Annotated in this window: 21 protein-coding genes; 13 read left to right on the top strand and 8 right to left on the bottom strand. The window is 70.4% G+C overall.

Features of this window, described 5'->3' with window-relative positions; all coding sequences use genetic code 11:
- Positions 1 to 154 precede the first annotated feature (154 nt).
- From AC3B5L_RS16315 to speB, 4 genes are read left to right on the top strand one after another with little or no spacing between them, the layout of a single operon-like run.
- Positions 155 to 1,498 (top strand): MFS transporter, encoded by a 1,344-nt coding sequence (locus tag AC3B5L_RS16315; protein ID WP_259955082.1) that lies wholly within the window; start codon positions 155 to 157, stop codon positions 1,496 to 1,498.
- A gap of 40 nt (positions 1,499 to 1,538) precedes the next feature.
- On the top strand, positions 1,539 to 3,206 hold the full coding sequence (locus AC3B5L_RS16310) for an amidohydrolase (RefSeq protein ID WP_259955084.1): 1,668 nt from the start codon (positions 1,539 to 1,541) through the stop codon (positions 3,204 to 3,206).
- Between the two features lie 10 nt (positions 3,207 to 3,216).
- Positions 3,217 to 4,833, top strand: coding sequence for a thiamine pyrophosphate-binding protein (locus tag AC3B5L_RS16305; protein WP_259955086.1), 1,617 nt, complete (start codon positions 3,217 to 3,219; stop codon positions 4,831 to 4,833).
- 32 nt (positions 4,834 to 4,865) lie between these two features.
- On the top strand, positions 4,866 to 5,813 hold the full coding sequence (gene speB, locus AC3B5L_RS16300) for an agmatinase (RefSeq protein WP_259955087.1): 948 nt from the start codon (positions 4,866 to 4,868) through the stop codon (positions 5,811 to 5,813).
- Positions 5,814 to 5,822: 9 nt separating this feature from the next.
- Here the strand turns inward: speB and AC3B5L_RS16295 are convergent, their stop codons facing one another.
- Entirely contained in the window at positions 5,823 to 6,695 is an 873-nt protein-coding gene (locus AC3B5L_RS16295) for a serine protein kinase RIO (RefSeq protein WP_259955088.1), read from the bottom strand.
- A gap of 250 nt (positions 6,696 to 6,945) precedes the next feature.
- Between AC3B5L_RS16295 and AC3B5L_RS16290 the strand changes: the two genes are divergently transcribed.
- Positions 6,946 to 8,142, top strand: coding sequence for an MFS transporter (locus AC3B5L_RS16290; RefSeq protein WP_187662658.1), 1,197 nt, complete (start codon positions 6,946 to 6,948; stop codon positions 8,140 to 8,142).
- Positions 8,143 to 8,292: 150 nt separating this feature from the next.
- Here the strand turns inward: AC3B5L_RS16290 and AC3B5L_RS16285 are convergent, their stop codons facing one another.
- Positions 8,293 to 9,228, bottom strand: coding sequence for a helix-turn-helix domain-containing protein (locus AC3B5L_RS16285; RefSeq protein ID WP_259955090.1), 936 nt, complete (start codon positions 9,226 to 9,228; stop codon positions 8,293 to 8,295).
- Between the two features lie 114 nt (positions 9,229 to 9,342).
- Between AC3B5L_RS16285 and AC3B5L_RS16280 the strand changes: the two genes are divergently transcribed.
- A complete protein-coding gene (locus AC3B5L_RS16280; RefSeq protein ID WP_259955092.1) occupies positions 9,343 to 9,804 on the top strand; it encodes a DUF3817 domain-containing protein in 462 nt (153 codons plus the stop codon).
- Positions 9,805 to 9,845: 41 nt separating this feature from the next.
- On the opposite strand, the gene AC3B5L_RS16275 is transcribed toward AC3B5L_RS16280, so the two are convergent.
- Together AC3B5L_RS16275 and AC3B5L_RS16270 are read right to left on the bottom strand one after the other, a co-directional pair.
- A complete protein-coding gene (locus tag AC3B5L_RS16275) occupies positions 9,846 to 10,454 on the bottom strand; it encodes an HAD-IA family hydrolase (RefSeq protein ID WP_259955094.1) in 609 nt (202 codons plus the stop codon).
- Positions 10,455 to 10,486: 32 nt separating this feature from the next.
- Positions 10,487 to 11,290 (bottom strand): MerR family transcriptional regulator, encoded by an 804-nt coding sequence (locus tag AC3B5L_RS16270; RefSeq protein WP_259955096.1) that lies wholly within the window; start codon positions 11,288 to 11,290, stop codon positions 10,487 to 10,489.
- Positions 11,291 to 11,459: 169 nt separating this feature from the next.
- Here AC3B5L_RS16270 and AC3B5L_RS16265 point away from each other — a divergent pair, with 169 nt between their 5' ends.
- From AC3B5L_RS16265 to AC3B5L_RS16235, 7 genes are all read left to right on the top strand, one after another.
- On the top strand, positions 11,460 to 12,722 hold the full coding sequence (locus tag AC3B5L_RS16265) for an HNH endonuclease signature motif containing protein (protein ID WP_259955097.1): 1,263 nt from the start codon (positions 11,460 to 11,462) through the stop codon (positions 12,720 to 12,722).
- A 150-nt stretch (positions 12,723 to 12,872) separates the two neighbouring features.
- Positions 12,873 to 14,735 carry a molecular chaperone DnaK gene (gene dnaK, locus AC3B5L_RS16260; RefSeq protein WP_187662654.1) on the top strand — a complete coding sequence of 621 codons (1,863 nt, stop codon included), beginning with the start codon at positions 12,873 to 12,875 and terminating at the stop codon, positions 14,733 to 14,735.
- 2 nt (positions 14,736 to 14,737) lie between these two features.
- Entirely contained in the window at positions 14,738 to 15,382 is a 645-nt protein-coding gene (locus AC3B5L_RS16255; RefSeq protein WP_071329295.1) for a nucleotide exchange factor GrpE, read from the top strand.
- Between the two features lie 7 nt (positions 15,383 to 15,389).
- The gene (locus tag AC3B5L_RS16250; protein ID WP_187662653.1) at positions 15,390 to 16,373 is read left to right on the top strand and encodes a DnaJ C-terminal domain-containing protein; all 984 of its coding nucleotides are present in this window, start codon (positions 15,390 to 15,392) and stop codon (positions 16,371 to 16,373) included.
- Between the two features lie 94 nt (positions 16,374 to 16,467).
- Positions 16,468 to 16,881 carry a heat shock protein transcriptional repressor HspR gene (locus AC3B5L_RS16245; protein WP_187662652.1) on the top strand — a complete coding sequence of 138 codons (414 nt, stop codon included), beginning with the start codon at positions 16,468 to 16,470 and terminating at the stop codon, positions 16,879 to 16,881.
- 47 nt (positions 16,882 to 16,928) lie between these two features.
- Positions 16,929 to 17,588 (top strand): GntR family transcriptional regulator, encoded by a 660-nt coding sequence (locus tag AC3B5L_RS16240; protein ID WP_187662651.1) that lies wholly within the window; start codon positions 16,929 to 16,931, stop codon positions 17,586 to 17,588.
- Positions 17,589 to 17,712: 124 nt separating this feature from the next.
- Complete coding sequence (locus tag AC3B5L_RS16235; RefSeq protein ID WP_187662650.1) at positions 17,713 to 18,156, top strand: DoxX family protein; 444 nt, start codon at positions 17,713 to 17,715, stop codon at positions 18,154 to 18,156.
- 4 nt (positions 18,157 to 18,160) lie between these two features.
- Here AC3B5L_RS16235 and AC3B5L_RS16230 read toward each other — a convergent pair whose 3' ends face one another.
- The 4 genes from AC3B5L_RS16230 to AC3B5L_RS16215 are packed head-to-tail and all read right to left on the bottom strand — an operon-like array spanning position 18,161 to position 22,013.
- Entirely contained in the window at positions 18,161 to 18,592 is a 432-nt protein-coding gene (locus tag AC3B5L_RS16230) for an ATP-binding protein (protein WP_187662649.1), read from the bottom strand.
- Positions 18,582 to 18,914: an STAS domain-containing protein gene (locus tag AC3B5L_RS16225; protein ID WP_187662648.1), complete on the bottom strand. Its 333-nt coding sequence runs from the start codon at positions 18,912 to 18,914 to the stop codon at positions 18,582 to 18,584. The genes AC3B5L_RS16230 and AC3B5L_RS16225 overlap by 11 nt, the downstream gene beginning before the upstream one ends.
- Entirely contained in the window at positions 18,898 to 20,862 is a 1,965-nt protein-coding gene (locus AC3B5L_RS16220) for a glycosyltransferase family 2 protein (protein ID WP_259955102.1), read from the bottom strand. Before AC3B5L_RS16220 ends, AC3B5L_RS16225 begins: the two co-directional genes overlap by 17 nt.
- Complete coding sequence (locus tag AC3B5L_RS16215; RefSeq protein WP_259955103.1) at positions 20,859 to 22,013, bottom strand: PP2C family protein-serine/threonine phosphatase; 1,155 nt, start codon at positions 22,011 to 22,013, stop codon at positions 20,859 to 20,861. The genes AC3B5L_RS16220 and AC3B5L_RS16215 overlap by 4 nt, the downstream gene beginning before the upstream one ends.
- Between the last annotated feature and the right edge of the window lie 163 nt (positions 22,014 to 22,176).

The raw sequence follows: 22,176 nt of genomic DNA, 5'->3' as shown, positions 1-22,176 counted from the left end.
GCGCGTTGAGGCAGAGAGGAAGGCCCGCTGTGCGCGGTACTGTCGACAGACCTCCAGTGAATGACGCGTACGGCTGGAGTTCTGCCCTTGCTCACGGTGCTCCACCTCCGTAGCATCCTTCGCTATCCGACACCATCCGCGAAGGAGCGGGTCCATGACCACTACCCCCACCCCCCGAAGCGGCGTCCACAGCCGCGCACGCCGCGCCGGCATCGCCGCCTTCGTCGGCACCACCATCGAGTGGTACGACTTCTACGTCTACGCCACGGCCGCCGCCCTCGTCTTCGGCCCGCTGTTCTTCCCGAGCGACGACCCCCTGGCCGAGACCGCCGCGGCCTTCGCGACGTTCGCGGTCGCCTTCCTCGTCCGCCCCCTCGGCGGCATCGTCTTCGGGCACATCGGCGACAAGCTCGGCCGGCGTGTCTCGCTCGTCATCACGCTGCTGCTGATGGGCGTGGCGACCGTCCTCGTCGGCTGCCTCCCGACGTACGAGAACATCGGCATCCTCGCGCCCATCCTCCTCATCCTGCTCCGCGCCATCCAGGGCCTCGCGGTCGGCGGCGAATGGGGCGGCGCGGTGCTCATGAGCGTCGAGCACGCTCCCGAGAAGTCGAAGACCTTCTACGGCGGCTTCACCCAGCTCGGCAACCCGGCCGGTGCCCTCCTCGCCTCCGGCATCTTCGCGATCATGGCCCGCGGCGGCGACACGTTCATCATCGACGGCGGCTGGCGCATCCCGTTCCTGCTGTCCATCGTGCTGATCGCCGTCGGCCTCTGGGTCCGGTATCGCGTCGAGGAGTCGCCGGTCTTCGAGGAGAAGATCGAGGGTCGCAAGCAGTCCATGCCGCTGGCCTTCGCCCTCCGTGTCAACTGGAAGCCGATCCTCCTCGGCATCGGCATCCTGCCCATCTCCACCGGCGGCTACTACCTGGCCACCACCTTCGCCACCGCCTACGCGACCGGCGAGCCCATCGCGATCAGCGAGCAGGTCATCCTCGACGCGATGACCCTGGCCTCGTTCGTGGAGTTCGTGGTGACGCTGCCGGTCGCCTGGCTCGGCGACAAGTGGGGCCGCAAGAACGTCATGTACATCGGTCTCATCACCTCCGTGCTGACCTTCGCGCCCTTCCTGCTGCTGATGCCCGGACGCGTGGAGCCGTTGATCTTCCTCTTCGCCTCGCTGGTGCGCATCGCGATGAGCGCGACCTACGCGCCGATCGCGGCGATCCTCGCGCAGATGTTCCGTCCGCAGGCCCGCTACACGTCGATCGCGCTGGCCTACGGTGTCGGAGCTGCGATCTGGGCCGGGTTCTCGCCCTGGTTCGCCACCCAGCTCATCGCCTGGACCGGGAGCGTCTGGTCGGTCATCGCGATGTTCGTGGGCATGGCGGTCATCGCCGGGATCTGCACGCGCCTCGCGCCGCAGCACTCCGACGAGGCTCCGGTCACGGCCTCGTTCACCGCCCGAACCGACACCACGGCGAACCGCCTGCCCTGACCGGCCCCTCCCGTACGACACCACCGCGAACAGGCTCCCCATGAGAAAGCTCACTCCCTTCGACCGCTCGGCCCAGGCCGCTCCCGCCCTCATCACCGCGCGGGCGATCCACACGGCGGACGCCTCCGACACGACGGCGACCGCGATGCTGACCGACCGGGGGCGCATCGTCGCCCTCGGCACGGCGGCGGCGTGCGAGGACGTGGCGGCGCGGGCGGGCCTCACCCCGGAGCGCGTCGACCTGGGGGAGGCGGTCGTCGTCCCCGGCTTCGTGGACGCACACGCGCATCCGCTGATGTTCGGGCAGATGATGACGTGGGTGGACTGCGGCCCCGAGAAGGCGGGGAGCATCCCGGAGATCGTGGCCCTGCTGAAGGCCGCGGCCGCCGACCTCCCCGCCGGACGCCCGGTTCGCGGCTACGGCTACGAGCAGCGCAACCTCGCCGAGAAGCGGCATCCCACCCGCTTCGAGCTCGACGAGGTGGCCGCCGACCGCGAGGTGTACCTCATGAACGCCTCCGGTCACGGCGGCGTGGTGAACTCGTACACGCTCGACCTCAACGGCGTCGACCGGGACACCCCGAACCCGGACGGCGGCGAGTTCTTCCGCGACGCCGATGGTGAGCTGACGGGTGAACTCTCGGATGCGGCGTGCAACATCCTCACCGGCGTACACGGGGTGAAGATCGGCCATCACGGCCCGAACTTCCACCTCGCGGACGAGCCGGAGGAGCACCTGCGGCAGCTCGACGCGGCGACGCAGCGGTTCCTCGCGGGCGGCGTCACCTCGATCGGCGACTGCCAGGTCACGCGGCGCGAGTTCGACATGTACCTGCGGCTGGCCGAGGCCGGGCGGCTCGAGCTTCGGGTGTCGATGTATCTGCTGTCGCACCTGCTCGACGAGGCGCTGGAGATGGGGCTGGTCGGGCAGTTCGGCAACGCGCACCTGAGCTTCGCCGGCATCAAGTTCTACGCCGACGGCACCCTCGGCGGCTGGACCGCGTACTTCCCGGACGGCTACGTCGGCGACCCCTGCCGCACCGGCCAGCTCTACCACGAGCCCGCCGACTACGCGGAGCTCGTCCGCAAGGCGCATGCGGCCGGGCTGCAGACCGCGACGCACGCCCAGTCGCCCACCGCGATCGAGATGGTCGTGTCGGCGGTCGAGGCGGCCCTTGCGGAGCGTCCGGACGCCGACGCCCGGCACCGCATCGAGCACTGCGGCCTGCCCACGCCCGCACAGATCGAGCGGATGGCGGTCGCCGGCATCCGTCCCGTCAACCAGACGCAGCACTACTTCAACTGGGGCGAAGGCGTGGAGGAGGCCATCGGCACCCCCGGCGAGCGCTTCAACCCCCTCGGGGAGTTCGAGCGCGCCGGCGTGCCCATGACGATCTCGTCGGATGCCCCGGTCGCCGAGCCCATCCCCCTGGAGGCGATCCAGACCGCGGTCACCCGGGTCACCCGCCGCGGACACCGGCTCGGCCCGGACGACCTGCGCATCTCCGCGATCGCGGCGCTCCGGGCGCACACGATCGAGGGCGCGGTGTCGATCGGACGGGAGGACGACCTCGGCTCGCTGGAGCCGGGCAAGTACGCCGACTTCGCGGTGCTCTCGGGCGACCCGCTCGCGGTGCCTGCCGAGGAGATCGCGGCGATCGAGGTCCGTGAGACCTGGGTCGACGGCGTCCGTCGTCACGCGATGTGAGGATGACACGATGAGCACCGACATCAGCGGAGACGACCGGTACGCCGACACCGCGGGCCGCGCGGTCCTGGAGACCATCCGCGGCTACGGGGTCACTGCGATCTTCGGCATCCCCGGCACGCACAACCTGGAGTTCTACCGCCCCCTCGCCGACCTCGGCATCCGCGCCGTGACGAACCGCCACGAGCAGGGATCGGGGTACGGCGCCGACGGCTGGTCCCAGCAGACCGGCCTTCCCGGTGTGGTGATCACCACCTCCGGTCCCGGCCTGCAGAACGCGATGAGCGCCATCGGCACCGCGTTCTGCGAGTCGCGACCACTCATCGTCCTGTCCCCGGGCGTGCCGCTCGGGGCGGAGTTCGCCGACGTCGGCACGTTGCACGAGACGAAGGACGCCACGGCCATGGTCGGTGCGATCGCCGAGTGGTCGCGGCGGGTGTCGTCCGCGGCGGAGGCGGTGCAGGCCGTGCACGACGCGTTCCACCTCTTCCGCACCGGCCGCCCCCGACCCGTGCACATCGAGATCCCGCTCGACGTGCTGGAGGGGACCGCCGAGGTGCCCGCGGAGGACCGGAGGCCGCGGTCGATGCCCGACCGCATCTCCGGAGACCCGATCGCGCTCGCCGAGGCCGCCCGACTGCTGTCCGCCGCCCGCACCCCGGTGATCGTCGCCGGAGGGGGCGCGGTGGACGCCGCGCACCAGATCGTCGCGGTGGCCGAGCGGCTCGGCGCCCCCGTGCTCACGACCCTGAACGGCAAGGCCGTGCTCGACGAGCGGCATCCGCTGTCGCTCGGATCGAACCTGCGTCTGGCCGCCGCCCGCGCCGTGGCCGAGGACGCCGACGTGCTCCTCGTGATCGGCTCGAAGCTGGGCGAGGCGGAGCTCTGGGCACCGCGGCTCGAGGCGCGCGGTGCGGTGATCCGCATCGACATCTCCCCGGAGCAGCGCGACAAGAACCTCACCGCGACGGTCGCTCTCACGGGGGACGCCGCCGCCGTGACCGACGCCCTCCTGCCCCTGCTGCCGGACCCCGCCCGTCCCACCCGCGACCTCACGGCCGAGCGGGCCGCGATCGAGGCCGAGTCGCGGGAGACCGCGCCGGACACCGTCGCGCTGGCCGAGATCATCGCCACCGCCCTCCCTGCCGATGCGATCGTCGCCGGCGACTCCTCCCAGATCGTCTACATGGCGCTCGGCAGCGTGCTGCGGCAGGAGCAGCCGCACTCCCTCCTCTACACGCCGACCTACGCCACGCTCGGCTATGGCCTCCCCGCCGCGATCGGCGCGGCCGTCGCGCAGACCGAACGCCCGGTCGTCACCGTCATCGGTGACGGCGCTCTGATGTTCTGCGTGAACGAGCTCGTCACCGCCGTTGAGCAGCGCCTCGACGTCACCGTGGTGTGCGTCGACAACGGCGGATACGCGGAGATCCGCCAGAACGAGCTCGACCGGGGCATGACCCCGGTCGGCGTCGACCTCGTGCAGCCGGACTGGGCCGCGCTCGCCACCGCCTTCGGGGCGACCGGGCGACGGGTGGCATCACGCGCCGACATCGCCCCCAGCATCCGCGCGGCCATCGCCGACGGCGGGGTGCAGCTCGTGCACATCCCGCAGCACGCCCTCTGAGACCCACACCTCCCGACGAACAGGAACGAGAAATGACCGACAACATCGGCCCCGTCGACGCCTCCGTGAACCCGCGGTACTCCGGCATCGCCACCTTCGCCCGCCTGCCCCGCATCGAGGACGTGCCGCGCGCCGACATCGCCGTGATCGGCATCCCGTTCGACTCCGGCGTGAGCTATCGTCCCGGCACCCGTTTCGGCCCGTCCCACGTGCGGGAGTCGTCCCGGCTGCTGCGGCCCTACAACCCCGCGCAGGACGTGTCGCCGTTCCAGCTCGCCCAGGTGGTGGATGCGGGGGACATCCCGGTGAACCCGTTCGACCTCACCGAGGCGGTGACCGAGGTCGAGCGCGCGGCGCTGGCGCTCGGCGAGCAGGTGCAGCGCCTCGTCACGATCGGCGGCGACCACACCGTGGCCCTTCCCCTGCTGCGGGCGGTGGCCGCGAAGCACGGACCCGTCGCGGTCCTCCACTTCGACGCCCACCTCGACACGTGGGACACCTACTTCGGGGCCCCCATCACGCACGGCACCCCCTTCCGCCGCGCGAGCGAGGAGGGGCTGATCGACCTCACCGCGAGCTGCCACGTCGGCACCCGCGGACCCCTGTACTCGAAGCAGGACCTCGAGGACGACGAGCGCCTCGGCTTCTCCATCGTCTCCAGCGAGTACATCGAGGAGCACGGGGTGGAGGCCGCGATCGACCGCATCCTCACCCGCATCGGGGACAAGCCGCTGTACGTCTCGATCGACATCGACGTGCTCGACCCCGCGCACGCGCCCGGCACAGGGACCCCCGAGGCGGGAGGGCTCACGAGTCGCGAGCTGCTGCGCATCCTCCGGGCGCTGCGCGACCGCGACATCGTCGGCGCCGACGTCGTGGAGGTGTCGCCCGCGTACGATCACGCCCAGATGACCGGGATCGCCGCGAGCCACGTCGTGTACGAGCTGGTGACCCTTCTCGCCGCCCGACTCGCCTCCTGACACCCGGGGTCAGAACAGCGTCCCGAGGAGGTCCGCGAACAGGGCCTCGGCGTCGCACTCCACCCGTCGCCGTGCGAACCAGTCGCACACGTTGACGCAGTCGCGGTGCAGGAGGTCGAGGCCCTGCGGATTCGCGATCACGTCGACGATCTGCGGCAGGTCGATCACCCGCACACGCCCCTCGTGCACGAGGAGGTTGTAGGCGGAGAGGTCGCCGTGCGCGAAGCCCGCGGCGGCGAAGACCCGCATGAGCTCGACCACCTGCGTGAAGTACTCCTGCATCTCGGCGTTCGACCCGCGCACCTGGGCGAGCCGGGGTGCCGCGATGCCCCGGTCGTCGCCGAGGAACTCCATGAGCACCTCGGTGCCGCTGACCTGCACGGGATAGGGGACCGGGGCGCCGCGCTCCCACATCCGGCACAGGGCCTCGAACTCCGCGAGCGACCACTGGGCTGCGGCGACCTCCCGCCCGTGGGCGGTCTTCTTGGCGAGGGCGCGCGTGTCGCGGGTGTTCCGCGTGCTGCGTCCCTCGGTGTAGACCGCGGAGCGCTGGAAGCTCCGGTTCTCGATGCCGCGGTAGCGCTTGGCGGCGAGGAGGGTGCGCTGCGTCGGGTCGTCGGGCACGGCGCGCTCCAGCAGGAACACGTCGGCCTCCTTGCCGGTCTTCAGGATGCCGAGCTCGGTGTCCAGGGCGCCGGCGGAGGTCACGACCCACGCGGGGCGCGGTTCCGGCCCGCGTTCGGTGGGGGTAGATGACGGCCAGGTCGTCCAGCGCTGGTTGGCGCCGGGCTCGACCTCGGCGAAGGAGAGGGCGGTCTCGAGGGAATCGAAGGAGGTGGCGTCGAAGGACGCGGCTTCCGAGGAAGCGGGGGATTCGGTCACGGTGTGGCTCCGGGAAGGGAGGCCACGCGGCGATCAGGAGCGGGTGGCCTCGAAGGGAAGGTGGTCGGCGATAGGCGCGACGACGACAGCGTTCATCTCATCGCCTCCTTCGCTCGGGCTTCCCGGGCGCTTCCCGGTGCGTCGTCGAGCCTAGGGGGTCCGATCGGAGGTTGTCCAGGGCCGGACGATCGGTCGGATGCGGCGGACGACCGGTCGGGCGCGGCCCCGTTCCCGTTGCGAGTCTGGAAGCATGACCACGACCGCCCCCGTCCCGACCCTGCCGACGACCCGCGCCGATCGCATCCGCTACGGAGGGCTCATCGCCCTCATGGTGATGGGGTTCCTGCTGGTGACCGCCGAGTTCCTCCCCAACGGGGTGCTCACCGAGATGGCGGACGGCCTCGGGGTGACCCCCGGGCAGGCCGGGCAGACCGTCACCGTCACGGCTCTCGTCGGACTCTTCGTCGCTCCGACCGTCGGCCTCGTGTTCCCCCGGCTGGACCGCCGATCGCTGCTGGTGTGGATGGCGCTCGCCGCGGCCGTGTCGAACCTCATCGTCGCGATCGCGCCGAACCTCGTCGTCGTGCTGCTGGCGCGGTTCCTGCTGGGGGCGGCGATCAGCGCCTATTGGACGATGTCGATCACGGTCGCCGCGCGGCTCGCGGGGCCCGAGCATCTCGGTCGCGGGGTGATGTTCACCTCAGCCGGGGTCTCCCTCGCCACGGTCGCCGGAGTGCCGCTCGGGGTCATGCTGAGCGAGGTCGTCGACTGGCGTGCCGTGTTCGCGATCGCGGGAGTGCTGATGGTGGTGCTCGCCGTCGCGTTGCGGTGGGCGCTGCCGACCGTTCCGGCCGAGCGCGCGTCGAGCCTCCGTCTGCTCGTCGACACGGTACGGCGGCCCGGCATCGGCCTCGGCATGGTCGGACACGTCCTCGTCGTGCTCGGCCACTTCCTCGCCTACACCTACGTCCGCCTCGCGCTGGAGCGCATCCCGGACGTGGACGCCTCGACGATCGTCGTGCTGCTGGCGCTGTTCGGTGTCGGAGGCCTTCTCGGTAACCTCTCCATCGGCCTCGTGATCGACCGCTCCTTCGCCTTCTTCGCGGTGTTCGCGCCGCTGGTGATCTCGGCCGCCGTGCTGTCGATGGTGCTCTTCTCCGGATCGATCATCGGCATCGGCGCCGTCGTGCTCCTCTGGGGCTTCTTCTTCTCGTCGTGGCTGATCGTCGTGAACACCTGGGTGGGTCACCGCATGCCGGACCGCCTGGAGGCCGGGGGGAGCCTCGTGGTCGTCGGATTCCAGGGCGCGATCACGCTCGCGGCCGGCGTCGGTGGGCTCCTCGTCGACACCCTGAGCGTCGAGCTCGTCTACACGATCGGCGCGGTCTCGCTCCTCGCCGGCGCCGTGCTGTTCGGCCTCTCCAACCGCCGCAGCTCCCGCTCCTGACCCCTGCTCCTGACCCCTGGTTGCCCGGGCACAACTTCGGAGCCGGCCGCCGACACGCCGTCGCCTCGGGCTTCGGAGTCGGCGTGTCGCCCCGGGTCTCCGAAGTCGTGCCCGCCCCGAGGCTGGGGCGAGGTCGTGGGATCAGGCAGATCAGGCAGGCACGAGGGAGTGCGAGCCGCGCCAGGAGGACGGGGTCATGCCCGTGCGGCGACGGAACGCGCGGCTGAAACCCTCGTCCGAGGCGTAGCCGAGCTCGCGCGAGACGCTCGACACGGAATGCCCGGCCTGGAGCATCCGCTTCGCGGCGTCGATGCGCACCTCGGTGACGTAGTCGGCGGGGGAGCGGCCGACGGCGAGACGGAACCGCTCCGCGAAGGCCGACCGTGACATGGCGCCGACAGCGGCCAGGCGTTCGACGGTCCAGTCCCGGCCCGGCTGCTCGTGGATGGCGTCCACGACGCGGTCGAGGAAGGGGTCCTTCGACAGCGAGGGCCATCCGGCGGGCGCACAGCCGTTGGCCGCCCAGGCTCGGATCACCGAGAGCAGCACGGTGGTCGCCATCATCCGGCAGATCAGCGGGTCGCCCTGGCGCACGGGGCACGCGGCCGCGTCGACGATCCCCATGTTCTCGGCGAGGGCGGCGGCGGCCGGCTCCAGCGCGTCGAACCCTGTCACCGTGAGGAAGGGCGGCAGGAGTGCCGGGAGGGGAGACGCGGTGTCCGCGAGCTCGATGTCGACGACGAGGAGTGCAGTCTCGACGGCGGCCTCCAGTGCGAAGGTGTCGCCGCGGAGCAGCAGGAAGGCATCGCCGGTGACGAGGCGGTCTCGGCGGCCGGGCTCCTCGAGTGTGAGCTGCTGCGACGAGCGGTCCACGTCGAGACGGCAGCCGGTGCCGAGAGGCGGATGCCCATGCACGGCGCCGTCGGCGATGTAGACGAGGGTGATCCGGCCGGGAGCCAGCGGCAGCAGTCCCCCGCGGCCCAGCTGCACCCGACGGGCGATCCCCACGCGCAGGTCCACCGTGCCGAGCACAGAGGACAGCGCATCCGCATCCACCGTCACCATGCCTTCGGCAACGCCGACCACCGTCCCCCTATTCCCCTTCGAGTTGCTCACCTTGCTCCATTCCGGCGGCGGATGGGGCACAGTGGGCGATTCGAAGCGGGATACGCTGGAGGGGTACCCCACCCGAGGAGTTCCGTGTTCCGCACCCCTGGCCGCCTGTACCGTGTCCTCGCGATCGCGGAGGCGATCACCTGGACCATCCTCATCGCCGCGATCATCGCCCGCGCCGTCGGAGCCCCCGGAGTCGTGGTGACGGTCGGCGGCGGCATCCACGGGTTCGTGTTCCTCGCCTATGCCGCGACCGCCGTCCTCGTCGCGCTCAACCAGCGGTGGCACCCGGGGGTCGGGGTGCTCGCGGTCCTCAGCGCCGTCGTCCCGTACGCGACCATCCCCATGGAGGTCTGGCTGCACCGCACCGACCGTCTCCGAGGCGACTGGCGACTCGACGCCACCGACGACCCGCGTGACCACCGCTGGTACGACCGCCTGATGCGCTGGTTCCTGCGTCGCCCCTGGGTGCTCGCGGTGCTGCTCGTCGTGGGAATCGTCGCGCTGTACGTGATCCTCCTGCTGGTCGGCCCGCCCGGGGGCAAGTGACCCCGATCCCGAACGGCGCGACGCCCGAAGGATGTGGCGCCCTAAGGGATCGGCGTCGATGCCGTCGCGCCGGGAACGCCGGCGGCGTCGAGAGCGGTGCGCAACGCGGAGACTCCCGTGTAGTGGTGCGTGGTCATGCCGAGCGTCCGTGCGCCGCTGAGCTTCCCCGGCGAATCGTCGAGGAAGAAGACCTCCTCCGGCGCGATGGCGAGGTCGGCGACCACGTGTCCGAACGCCCGGACATCCGGCTTGGCGTATCCGATGTCCGCGGAGTTGAACACGCGATCGAAGTGCGCGGCGATGCCGCTGTCGTGAAGCTCCTCGGCGATGGTGTCCGTGCCGTTCGTGAGGATGGCGCACATCATCCCGTGGGAGCGCAGCTCGTCGACGAGCGCGAGCACGTCCGGGTCGGCGGCGAACGGTGTGCGTCCCCATTCCCGCGCGGCGGCTGCGGATCCCGCGGCCTCGCCGACTCGGACCATCCACTCCTCGCGAGTGAGGTTCCCCGTGGTGACCGCGTCGATCAACGGTGACGCGAACGCGATGTGGGCGATCATCCCGGCCGGAAGTCCGTGCCGCGCCTCCAGGTCGGGGTCGTGGAGGAAGTGACGGACGACCCCGTCAAGGTCGAAGAGCACGGCACGGATCATGCCCCCATCCTGCCCGCAGGTCGTGCGCCTCGTCAGCGGCGCGCGACGGGCTGCTGGAGTTCCGTGACCCAGTCCGACTGGTCGTCTCCCACGGCGCGGACGTACAGCTCCCGACAGGGCCCGGCATGGATGAGGCCGCGCGCGACGACCTCGGTGTGGATCGCGTGCCAGCTCTCGGCGATCCGCTCCATCGAGCCGAGGTGCACCCCGCAGACCGCGTCCTCCTCAGCGGGGAGCTCGACGATCTCGATCCCGTCGGCGGCCGGACCGGTATACGAGTACCCGGCGATGACCTCCATCCCGTCCGGCTGCGTCCGGTACAGGGCGATCGGGGTGGTGAGAGAGCCGCATTCGTCTCCGATGACCTCTGCCACGGCGTCGAAGGCCGGTCCCACGACCTCCGCGACCGCGGGCTGCTCGGCGACGACGGAGCGGACGGCGGCCAGACGCACGGCGGGGAGGGGCTTCTGGACGATCTCGATCTGCGACATATGCTTCTCCTTCTCGATGAGGTGGAGGCGCCGTTCCACATCGACGAGTCGCGCGGCCGCGAGCCGGTGCTCCTGCTCCACCTCGGCGCGCCGGACGCGCAGAAGCGCCGCGATCCGGTCGGCGTCGACGCCCTGGGCGAGGATCGCCGAGATGTCGTCGAGACCGAAGCCGAGCTGACGCAGGGCGACGATCCGGTGCAGGCGCTCGAGCTGCGCCGGATCGTACGACCGGTAGCCGGTGAACTCGTCCACGTGGGCGGGGACGAGCAGCCCGGCCGTGTCCCAGTGCCGGAGCATCCGGTGGGTCACCTGGCCGATCTGCGCGAACGCTCCGATGGACAACATGTCTCAGTTCTCCCGTCTGACACCGTGTGAGAGTCAAGCATGTCGGCTCGCGGCCACCGAGGCGGACCGGGCTCGGCGTGATCGCCGTGGCGCGCACTGCATCCCGGCATATCGTTTACTCCACCTGAACTGGGGTTTCAATGTCGGTGGTCCCTGCTTCACTCGGGGTATGACAGGACTGGCGGACGCGACGATCGAGCAGGTGGAGGCGCTCCGAGCGCTCACCGAGATGCTCGTCGGTGTCGAGCGGTCGATCAATGGACTGCAGGCCGCGCGGGACGGGATCCTGGCGCTGGGGTCGCGCCTGGCCGTGGAGGTCGCGGCGGAGGCCGCCCATCCGGACGGCGCGGATCTGAGCGTGCGCACGGTCGCGGCCGAGTTCGCTGCCGCGCTGCGGGCGAGCGACAGGACGGTGCAGCGGCGGATGGCCGATGCGGTCTGGATCGTCGAGCGCTTTCCGCGGCTGTGGGGTGCATGGGGCGCGGGGCAGGTCACCGCCCAGCAAGCCCGCGTCATCGCGGAGGCAGGTGCGCACCTCGAAGACGAGGCGGATCGCGACGCCTTCTCCGCGCGGATGATCGCCTTCGCCGAGAGCGAGGCGCCGAACCGGGTCGCGCGCATGGCGCGCCGGGCCGCGGAGGAGTTTCAGCCGCATACCCTCGCGGACCGTCACGAGGATGCCCGTGAGCGGCGGCGCGTGTGGGTACGGGATGCCCCTGACGGGATGGCTGAGCTCGGACTTCTGGGGCCGGCGGCGCTGATGCACGGCGTGTTCGACCGGTTGACCACCATGGCCACGACCACGCAGGCCGGCGACGACCCGACGGACCTGCGAACCATCGCCCAGTCCCGGGCCGACCTCGCGCTCGACCTCCTCACCGGTGCGCCGGCCGGCCATGATGATCATGACGGCACCCTGGCCGCCATCGTCCCCACGGTCGCGATCACGGTCCCTGTCATGACCCTCCTCGGCCGTGGCCGGGCGCCGGCGGAACTCGACGGGCGCACCCCGATCGACCCCGCCACGGCACGGAGGCTGGCAGGGGCTGCCTCCGGATGGGATCGCATCCTCACGCACCCCGTGACGGGCACCGTCCTCGCCGTCGACCGGTATCGCCCGAGCGCGGAACTGCGACGCCACCTGCGGGCCCGAGATCAGCGATGCCGCTTCCCCGGTTGCGGATATCCGCCCGCGGAGTGCGACATCGATCACCACCGGGACGCCGCGCTGGGCGGGGAGACGTCCGCCTCGAATCTCGGCCATCTGTGCCGTCGACATCATGTCTTGAAACATCAGTCCGCCTGGCATGTCGAGTCGCGTGGCGACGGCCTCTATGCCTGGACGAGTCCGACGGGGAGGGTATACATCGACCGCCCGCCGCCGTCGAACACCGTCACCTTCGCCGAAGGATCGACGGACGCGCCGTTCTGACCGCCCGGCGGGAAAACTTGAGCCTGTTCATATCAAGTTCATTTGACAGCTTTTCGACCCCGGCGTACACTTGAGCCATCGCGACTCAGGTTTCCCTGATCGCCGCAGGTTTTCGGACCACTACAGACTTCCCAACAAAGGAGAGAACACATGGCACGTGCTGTCGGTATCGACCTCGGAACCACCAACTCCGTCGTCAGCGTCCTCGAGGGTGGCGAGCCCAAGGTCATCGCCAACGCCGAGGGCTTCCGCACGACCCCTTCGGTCGTCGCCTTCACCAAGGACGGGGAGGTGCTCGTCGGCGAGACCGCGAAGCGCCAGGCCGTCACCAACGTCGACCGGACGATCGCCTCGGTCAAGCGCCACATGGGCACCGACTGGAGCTTCGACGTCGACGGCAAGAAGTGGACGCCGCAGGAGATCTCCGCGCGCATCCTCCAGAAGCTGAAGCGCGATGCCGAGTCCTACCTCGGCGACACCGTGACCGACGCGGTCATCACGGTCCCCGCGTACTTCAACGACGCCGAGCGTCAGGCCACCAAGGAGGCCGGTGAGATCGCGGGCCTCAACGTGCTCCGCATCATCAACGAGCCGACCGCTGCGGCCCTCGCCTACGGCCTCGACAAGGGCAAGGAGGACGAGCTCATCCTCGTCTTCGACCTCGGTGGTGGAACGTTCGACGTCTCCCTCCTCGAGGTGGGCAAGGACGACGACTTCTCCACGATCCAGGTGCGCGCCACTGCCGGTGACAACCGCCTCGGTGGTGACGACTGGGACCAGCGCCTCGTCGACTATCTGATCAAGCAGTTCAAGGAGACCACGGGCGTCGACGTCTCGGGTGACAAGATCGCGCTGCAGCGCCTCAAGGAGGCTGCGGAGCAGGCGAAGAAGGAGCTCTCCAGCTCCACGTCCACGAGCATCAACCTCCCGTACCTGTCGCTGACCGACTCGGGCCCCGTCTCGCTCTCCGAGACCGTGACCCGCGCGAAGTTCGAGGACCTCACGAAGGACCTGCTCGACCGCACCAAGAAGCCCTTCGAGGACGTCATCCGCGAGGCCGGCATCAAGGTGTCCGACATCGACCACATCGTCCTCGTGGGTGGTTCGACCCGTATGCCCGCCGTCGCCGAGCTCGTCAAGCGCGAGACCGGCAAGGAAGCCAACAAGGGTGTGAACCCGGACGAGGTCGTCGCCGTCGGCGCCGCGCTGCAGGCCGGTGTCCTCAAGGGCGAGCGCAAGGACGTCCTGCTCATCGACGTCACCCCGCTCTCCCTCGGCATCGAGACCAAGGGCGGCATGATGACCAAGCTCATCGAGCGCAACACGGCCATCCCGACCAAGCGGAGCGAGACCTTCACCACGGCCGACGACAACCAGCCGTCCGTCGCGATCCAGGTCTTCCAGGGTGAGCGCGACTTCACCCGCGACAACAAGCCGCTCGGCACGTTCGAGCTGACGGGCATCGCCCCGGCTCCCCGCGGCATCCCGCAGATCGAGGTCACCTTCGACATCGACGCCAACGGCATCGTGCACGTGTCCGCGAAGGACAAGGGCACCGGTACCGAGAAGTCGATCGTCATCTCCGGCGGCTCGTCGCTGTCGAAGGAGGACATCGAGCGCATGGTGCGCGAGGCCGAGGAGCACGCCGCCGAGGACAAGGCGCGTCGTGAGGCCGCGGAGACCCGCAACCAGGCGGAGACCCTCGCCTACTCGATCGAGAAGCTCATCTCCGAGAACGAGGACAAGCTCCCCGAGGACGTGAAGACCGAGGTCAAGGCCGACGTCGACGCGCTCAAGACGGCTCTGGCCGGCGACGACGACGAGGCCGTGAAGACCGCGTTCGAGAAGCTCAACCAGTCCCAGTCGAAGCTCGGCGAGGCGATCTACGCCTCCTCGCAGGCGGACGCCGCCGGCGCTTCGGCCGAGGGCGAGGCCCCGACCGGTGACGCCCCCTCCTCCGAGGAGGACGTCATCGACGCCGAGGTCGTCGACGACGAGGACGAGAAGAAGTAATCATGACGGACAAGAACTTCGACGAGAACGAGGTTCCGGAGGGGTCGGATGCTCAGGCATCCGGCCCCGTGCCGCAGAACCAGGACTCCCGCGAGGCGAAGGCCGCCGAGGGCTCCGACGAGACTCCGGTCGACGCGGCTGCCGAGACCGAGGAGGGGCTGACGGTCGAGGACATCCTCGGCGCCGCCCAGACCGCGGATGCCGCCGCCGGCGACGCCGCGATCGCCGACGCCGAGAACGCCCTGCTGACCGACCTCAAGCGCCTGCAGGCCGAGTACGCGAACTACCGCCGCCGCACCGAGGAGCAGCGCCAGATCGAGATCGAGCGCGCGAAGGGCGAGGCCGCCAAGGGCCTCATCCCCGTCCTCGACGACCTGGCCCGCGCCGAGCAGCACGGCGATCTGGTCGAGGGCAGCCCCTTCGCCGTGATCGCCGAGAAGGTGCGCGCGGTCGTGGAGCGCCTCGGCGTGGTCGCTTACGGCGAGAAGGGCGAGGAGTTCGACCCCCAGCGTCACGAGGCGATCTTCCAGCAGCCGACCCCCGGCACCTCGAAGACCACGGTGCTCGAGGTCGTCGAGGTGGGGTACCGCCTCGGCGAGGTCGAGCTGCGTCCTGCGAAGGTCGTCGTCGCCGTCCCTGCGGAGTAGGTGATCGATGGCCAGCCAGGATTGGTTCGACAAGGACTTCTACAAGACCCTCGGGGTCTCGAAGGACGTCAGCGACGCTGACCTGAAGAAGACGTACCGCAAGCTCGCGCGCAAGTATCACCCCGATTCCAATCAGGGCGATGCGAAGGCCGAGGCCAAGTTCAAGGAGATCAGCGAGGCATACTCGGTGCTCTCCGACGCCGAGCAGCGCAAGGAGTACGACGAGATCCGCGCCATGGGTTCGGGCGCTCGCTTCACGGCGAGCGGCTCGGGCGCCGGCGGGTTCGAAGACGTCTTCAGCCGGTTCGGACAGCAGGGGCGCGGCCAGACCGCCGACTTCGAGGACATCTTCGCGATGTTCAACCAGGGCCAGGGCAGCTCGTTCGGCGGTGGCCGATTCGGGCAGCCGAGCGGCGGCTTCCGTGGCTTCGGCGGTCCGCAGCGCGGCGCCGACGTCACGGCCCGCACCACGCTGGACTTCAGCACCGCTGTGCAGGGCGAGACGATCACCCTGCAGGGCGAGGACGGCAAGCCGTTCAAGGTGAAGATCCCCGCGGGTGTCGCCGATGGGCAGAAGATCCGGCTGCGCGGCCGTGGTCGCCCCTCGCCCGATGGCGGGGAGAACGGGGACATCGTGGTGCAGATCACGGTGCGCCCGCACCCGGTCTTCACGCGGGACGGCCTCAACCTCCGCGTGGTGGTCCCCGTGACCTTCACCGAGGCGACGCTGGGCGCGACCATCGAGGTCCCGACGCTCGGCGGCGACGTGGTGAAGCTGCGTGTGGCCCCCGGGACCCCGTCGGGCCGCGTGCTCCGCGTCAAGGGTCGGGGTGTCGCGACCGCGAAGGGGACCGGTGACCTGCTCGCCGAGCTCCAGGTCGCGGTTCCGACGCACCTCGACGACGCCGCGCGCGAGGCCCTCGAGAGGTTCCAGGAGCTGGAGCCTCAGGAGAACCCGCGGGCCGAGCTCATGGCGAAAGCCCGCCGTTGACGAGAACAGGCTTTCGCGCCGGGTCAGGCGGTTCCGGGAAGGAGCTGCCTGACCAGGCGCGACGGCCTGACGTGAAACCAGGAAGGAAGGCGTGATGGACGCGGACACTCCGGTCTTCGCGATCGCCGCAGCCGCCAAGCTCTCCGGCCTGCACCCCCAGACCCTCCGTCAGTACGACCGGATCGGCCTCGTGGTGCCGGGTCGGACGCCCGGCGGATCCCGTCGTTACTCGCACCGCAACATCGAGCAGCTGCGCGAGGTGGCCCAGCTCTCCTCCGAAGGGGTCAGTCTCCCGGCGATCGCACGTCTCCTCGACCTGGAGGACGAGAACCGGATGCTGCGCGACCGCGTGCTCGCGCTGGAGGGCGCCCTCCGTGCCGAGCGGGAGAACCGCCCCGGCGTGCGGGTGTTCGCCGCCGGCTCCGCGGGGGTCGTGCCGATGCCGACCGGCCGCCGCATCCGGCGCTCGACGGAACTCGTGCTCTGGAGTCCGCGCTCCGGAGCCTGACCGCGTACCCCGGTGTGTATCCTGTCAACTGTTAACAGGAGGTCACCATGACGCAGACCGTCACGCGCGGGGAGTCGCTCGGAGCGCAGGTCGCACGCGTGCTGCGCCAGCGCATCGTGCGAGGGGAGCTCGCCCCGGGGGCCCGGCTCACCGAGGAGGCCCTCGCCGAGGAGTTCGCCGTCAGCCGCGGCCCCGTGCGCGACGCCCTGACCCAGCTCAGCTTCGAGAAGCTCGTCGAGGTGCAGCGTCCCCGCGGCGTCTACATCGTGGGCCTCACGAGCGACGACGTCGACCAGCTCTACAGCCTCCGGGGCGCGCTGGAGCAGCTCGCCCTCTCGCGCGCGATGCGGGTCGACGACGACGAGCGGTGGCAGCCGATGGCCGACGCCGTCCAGCGCATGGCCGAGGCCGCGGACGCCGGCGACCATGCGGCCTTCGTCACGGCCGACCTCGACTTCCACTCCCAGATCTACGCCCTCGCCGATCACCCCCGGCTGGAGGGTGCCTGGAACCAGTACCTCCCGACCTTCACGGCCCTCCTCGAGGTCACGATCAACCACGACGAGGACCTGCACGAGTCGTCGGACGATCACGTGACGCTGCTCGACGTCATGCGCACGGGAGCCCCGGAGGACGCCGCCGCGGTCCTCTCGGCTCACCTCGACGGCGCCCGGGAGCGGATGCTCCACGAGGTCGGCTCCCGCTGAGCCTGCGTCCGCCGGCGCCGAGGCGTTCAGCGGACGGAAAAGAACGGTTCCTACCGTGGGGGCCAGGGCAAGAGCCCTGGTCCGCGCCCGCGCGGGTGTCCTGCCACGAAGGAAGAACCTCCTCATGACGAACACCACAGCCTCCGCCACCTCCGCCTCGTCGCTCGGACTCCTCGTCCTGCGCATCGTCGTCGGCGCGATCTTCGCCGCCCACGGCGCTCAGAAGATCTTCGAGTTCACGATCCCCGGCACCATCGGCAGCTTCGCCGGCATGGGGGTCCCGCTCGCCGAGATCGCCGCACCCGTCGTCGCCTTCCTCGAGCTCATCGGCGGGATCCTGCTGATCCTCGGCCTGCTGACGCGCCCGGTCGGCATCCTCCTCGCCGTCGACATGCTGGTGGCACTCGTGCTCGTGCACCTGCCCGCCGGCCTGTGGGTGACGGCCGGCGGCTACGAGTTCGTCGCCGTGCTCGGCGCCGCGGCTCTCGCGCTCGCGCTCACCGGCGCCGGGCGCTACTCCATCGACGCCGCGGCCCTCCGCGGGCGCGCGCCGGCCTGGCTCGCCTGACCGGTCAGTCGCCCGCCTCGCGCGCGGGATCCACGCGCCGGACGAGGACCCAGGTGTTGCCGAGATCGGTGACCGTGTGGGTGAACTCGTCGAGCGCGGCCTGCGACAGCGCGAGCCCGCGTCCGCTCTCCGCCTCCTCGCCCGGCATCGACACGGCGTCCCAGTCGATCGGTGCCGGCGGGGCGGTGTCGCGGATGTAGGCGCGCAGCTCCTCCGCCGTCACGCGGACGTCGATGCTCAGCACGACGTCCGCGTGCTCATTGTGCTGGGCGACGTTGGTCGTGACCTCGCTCAGCGCCAGGGTGAACAGCACCTGATCCTGGGCAGGTACCTCCGGAGCCAGCGGCCACAGCCGGTCGAGCTCGTCGAGGGCGCGGTCGACGAGGGCGAGCCCGGCGGGCCCGTCGATGTGGAAGGCCCGGATGTCAGCGTCCATCGAACGCCGATTCCGGCGTCGGGTAGTCGCGGAGCACGCGATCCAGGTTGGTGAGGTGGAGGACGGTGCGCACGGCCTCGGGAACGGCGGCGATGCGCAGATCGCCGCCGGCCACGCGGGCGCTCTTGAGGCCGCCGACGAGGGCGCCGAGACCGGAGGAGTCGACGAACTCGGTGCCGCTCAGATCGATCGCGATGCGCGGCTGCCCCGCGGCGACGAGGTCGCTCACCGCGTTGCGCAGCAACGGCGCTCCCGAGGCGGTCAGGCGGCCCGTGATCGTGACGACGGCATAGCCGTCCCTGGTGTCAGTGCTGACGTTCATTCGACTCCTTCTCGAGGACCTTCGCGGCCGGACCGCGGTAGCGTGCCGCCTGGATGATGACGCTGAGGACGACCAGGTCGTACAGGACCCAGGCGGTGTTGACGAGGGTGCCGGTGCCGTCGCCGGTGCCGACGATGACCCGGGCGACCCCGATGATGAGGGCGATCACGAGGACGACCATGGCGGTGAGCTGCGGCCAGATCTCGCGCCACGGGATGCCCCGAGGATCGCGGCCGTCCTTCCTGGTCACGGCGAAGGAGAGCGGTCGGCCGAGCACCACGTTGGCGAAGGCCGTCCAGCACGCGCGGATCCACACGGGGAACAGCGCAAGCGAGTACTGCTGACCTCGCCAGGTCTTCACCCCCTTCGCGACCACGAGGAACAGCGCCTGATTGACGAGGAAGTACGGCAGGAAGCGCGCGAAGAAGTCGACCGACCAGGCGGTGACGGGGAGCACGCCGAACACGAGATAGATCACCGGGGCGGCGAGGTAGACGATCGCGGCGAAGCCCGAGAGGTAGCTCCACATCGTCGCGAAGTACATGAGGCGCTGCCCCACCGAGAGTCCTCGCTTGGCCAGGGGGTTGTCGCGCAGCATGACCTGCAGCGTCCCCTGGGCCCACCGCAGCCGCTGCGTGAGCATCGTCCGGAGGTCTTCCGGGGCGAGCCCGTGCGCCAGGATCTCGTGGTGGTAGACGCTCTTCCAGCCGAGGGCGTGGAGCTGCATCGCCGTGGCCATGTCCTCGGTCACCGAGATCGTGGCGAGGGGGAGGATCGGCTGCGCCTCATCCGCACGGTCGAGGCGGAGCGCATCGAGCAGTCCGCGGACGGCCTCGACGGCGGTGAGGGGGGAGAGGTCGGACGCGGCGAGCGCGTCGAGTCCGGCCTCGTCCACGATCACCTGCCCGAGCTCCGCGTCCTGCTGCACCGGCAGGGACTCGATCACTGCGAGGTCGGCACGGATGCCCTCGAGGTCGTGGGCGACGAGGATGCGGGAGGCGCTGTCGACGGCTTCCCCCACGCGGGCGGCCACCTCGGCGACCGACTCGCCCGCGGCGAGCTCCTTGCGTCCGCGTGCGATCGCGATGCGGAGCGCGCCGAGCTCGGTGGCGAGCGCCGGGTCGGTCGCCGCCTCGGCCTCGCGGGCGATGAGGGCCTCGGACGTCTTGAGGGCCCGCGCGGCGGAGTCGGTCACGTTCCGCACGTAGCCGACGATGCCGAGCTGCATCAGTGCTTCGCGGCGGAGCACGGCGTTCGAGCCGCAGAAGAAGGCCGCGTTCCAGCCGTCCTTCCCCTGCTGGATCGGCCCGTAGAAGAGGGGCGCCTGGCTGCCGAGCGGGTCGGCCTCGTCGACGTTCACGAACCATTGCGGCGTCTGCACGAGGGCGACCTCGGGATCATCGGCGAAGTAGCCGAGCGTGCGGTGCAGGATCAGCGGGTCCGGCACCTGGTCGGCGTCGAGGATGAGGAGGAACTCGCCGTCGGTCTGGAAGAGGGCGCTGTTGAGATTGCCCGCCTTGGCATGCCGGGGCTTGCCCGTCCAGTCTTCGGAACGCGTGAGATAGCCGACGCCGGCGGCCCGGGCTTCGGCTTCGAGCTCGGGCCGGGAGCCGTCGTCGAGGATCCAGGTCGAGTGCGGGTAGGCGATCCGCTTCGCCGCCTTCGCGGTGGTCATGACGAGCTCGATCGGCTCGTCGTAGGTCGTGATGAACACGTCGACGGTGCCCTGCGGAGGCGACACCGGCGCCGGACGCTCCTTCGCGCGCCACATCGTCAGGCAGAACAGGAACGTGTCGATGAGGCTGTAGGTCTCTGCGATCACGAGCGGCACCGCGATCCACCAGGCCGACCAGTTCACCGACTCCAGCCAGCGCCAGGCGACGTAGTTCACGCCGAGCAGGACCGACAGCAGCGCGAGGACGCGGATGGTCGCGAACCGGGCGGTCACGCGTCCCTCCGCACGACCACGACGGTGATGTCGTCGGTGGCGCGCTCATCGTTCGCGAGTCGCAGGGCTTCGCGCACGGCGCCGTCCGGTCCCATCGCGGTGAGCACCCGCTCCACGTGGCCGAACGGGTCGTCGGCGTCGAGGACGTCGAGGAGACCGTCGCTGCAGCAGATGAAGGCGTCCCCCACCTCGAGCCGCGTCGTCACCGGGACCCGGGGGTCGGCGAGGCCCATCCCCATGCCCAAGGGCAGGTTCGTGGAGCGCAGGGGCGTCCACGACCCGTCTGCGCGGACGACGAACGCGAGGCTGTGGCCGGCGTCGATGACTTCGAGCTCTCCCGTCTCCGGCTGCAGTTCGGCGACGACGGCCGTGACGAACATCGACGTGTCCGCGAGGTCGTCCTCGAGCAGGCGGTCCACTTCGATCACGGCGTCGGTCAGCGAGCGCTCCGGCGCCGTGCGCAGCGAGGCCCGCACGGTGGCCGCGACCAGCGCCGGGCCCGTGCCCTTGCCCATGGCATCGGCCAGGGTCACCCGCAGGGCCTCGCCGTGGCGCGAGAAGTCGTAGTAGTCCCCGGCGAGCGTTCCCCGCGGGGCGGCACCGGCGGCGATCGTGTACCCGGCGATCTCCGGGTGCGCCCGGGGGCGCAGCGCCCGCTGCACCACGGCGGCGTGGTCGACGTCGGCGTCCTGCGCCAGCTCCGTCTGGACCCAGAACGCGAGGTCGCGCAGGAGGTCCTGCTGGGCATCCGTGAAAGTATGCGGTTCCGTGTCGAGCACGCACAGCGTCCCGACCGGCTCCCCTCCCGGCGCGTGCAGCGGATGGGCCGCGTAGAAGCGCAGGTGCGGGTCGCCGGTCACGAACGGATTCTCGGCGAAGAGGTCGGTCGTGCTCGCATCCTCCACCACCACCGTCCGGTCCTGCGACACGGTGTAGTCGCAGAACGAATCCTGTCGCGGTGCCTCGTTCCCCCCCAGGCCGATCTGCGATTTGCGCCACTGCCGGTCGCGATCGATCAGCGAGACGCTGACCATCGGCACGCCGAACATCTCCTTCGCCAGTCGTGCCACTCGATCCACCCGCTCATCGGGTGGCGTGTCAAGGATCCCCAGTTCCTCGAGCGCTGCCTGTCGCCGTCGCTCGTCGAACATTCCCCCGGCCCTCCTCCGTGTTTATTCCCCTCATCCTAGGGAGGAACCGCACCTGGGGCGCCAGGCCGTCCGGCGGCATTCAGGTGAACCACAGGAAACGGTTCTGCGCAAGCCCCGCGGAGAACCGCTTCTCCGGATCTACCATCGCGCCAGGACCAGAGCG

The organism is Microbacterium sp. C-MGS6 (assembly GCF_058140415.1).
This window is presented reverse-complemented; position numbering and strand designations above follow the sequence as displayed.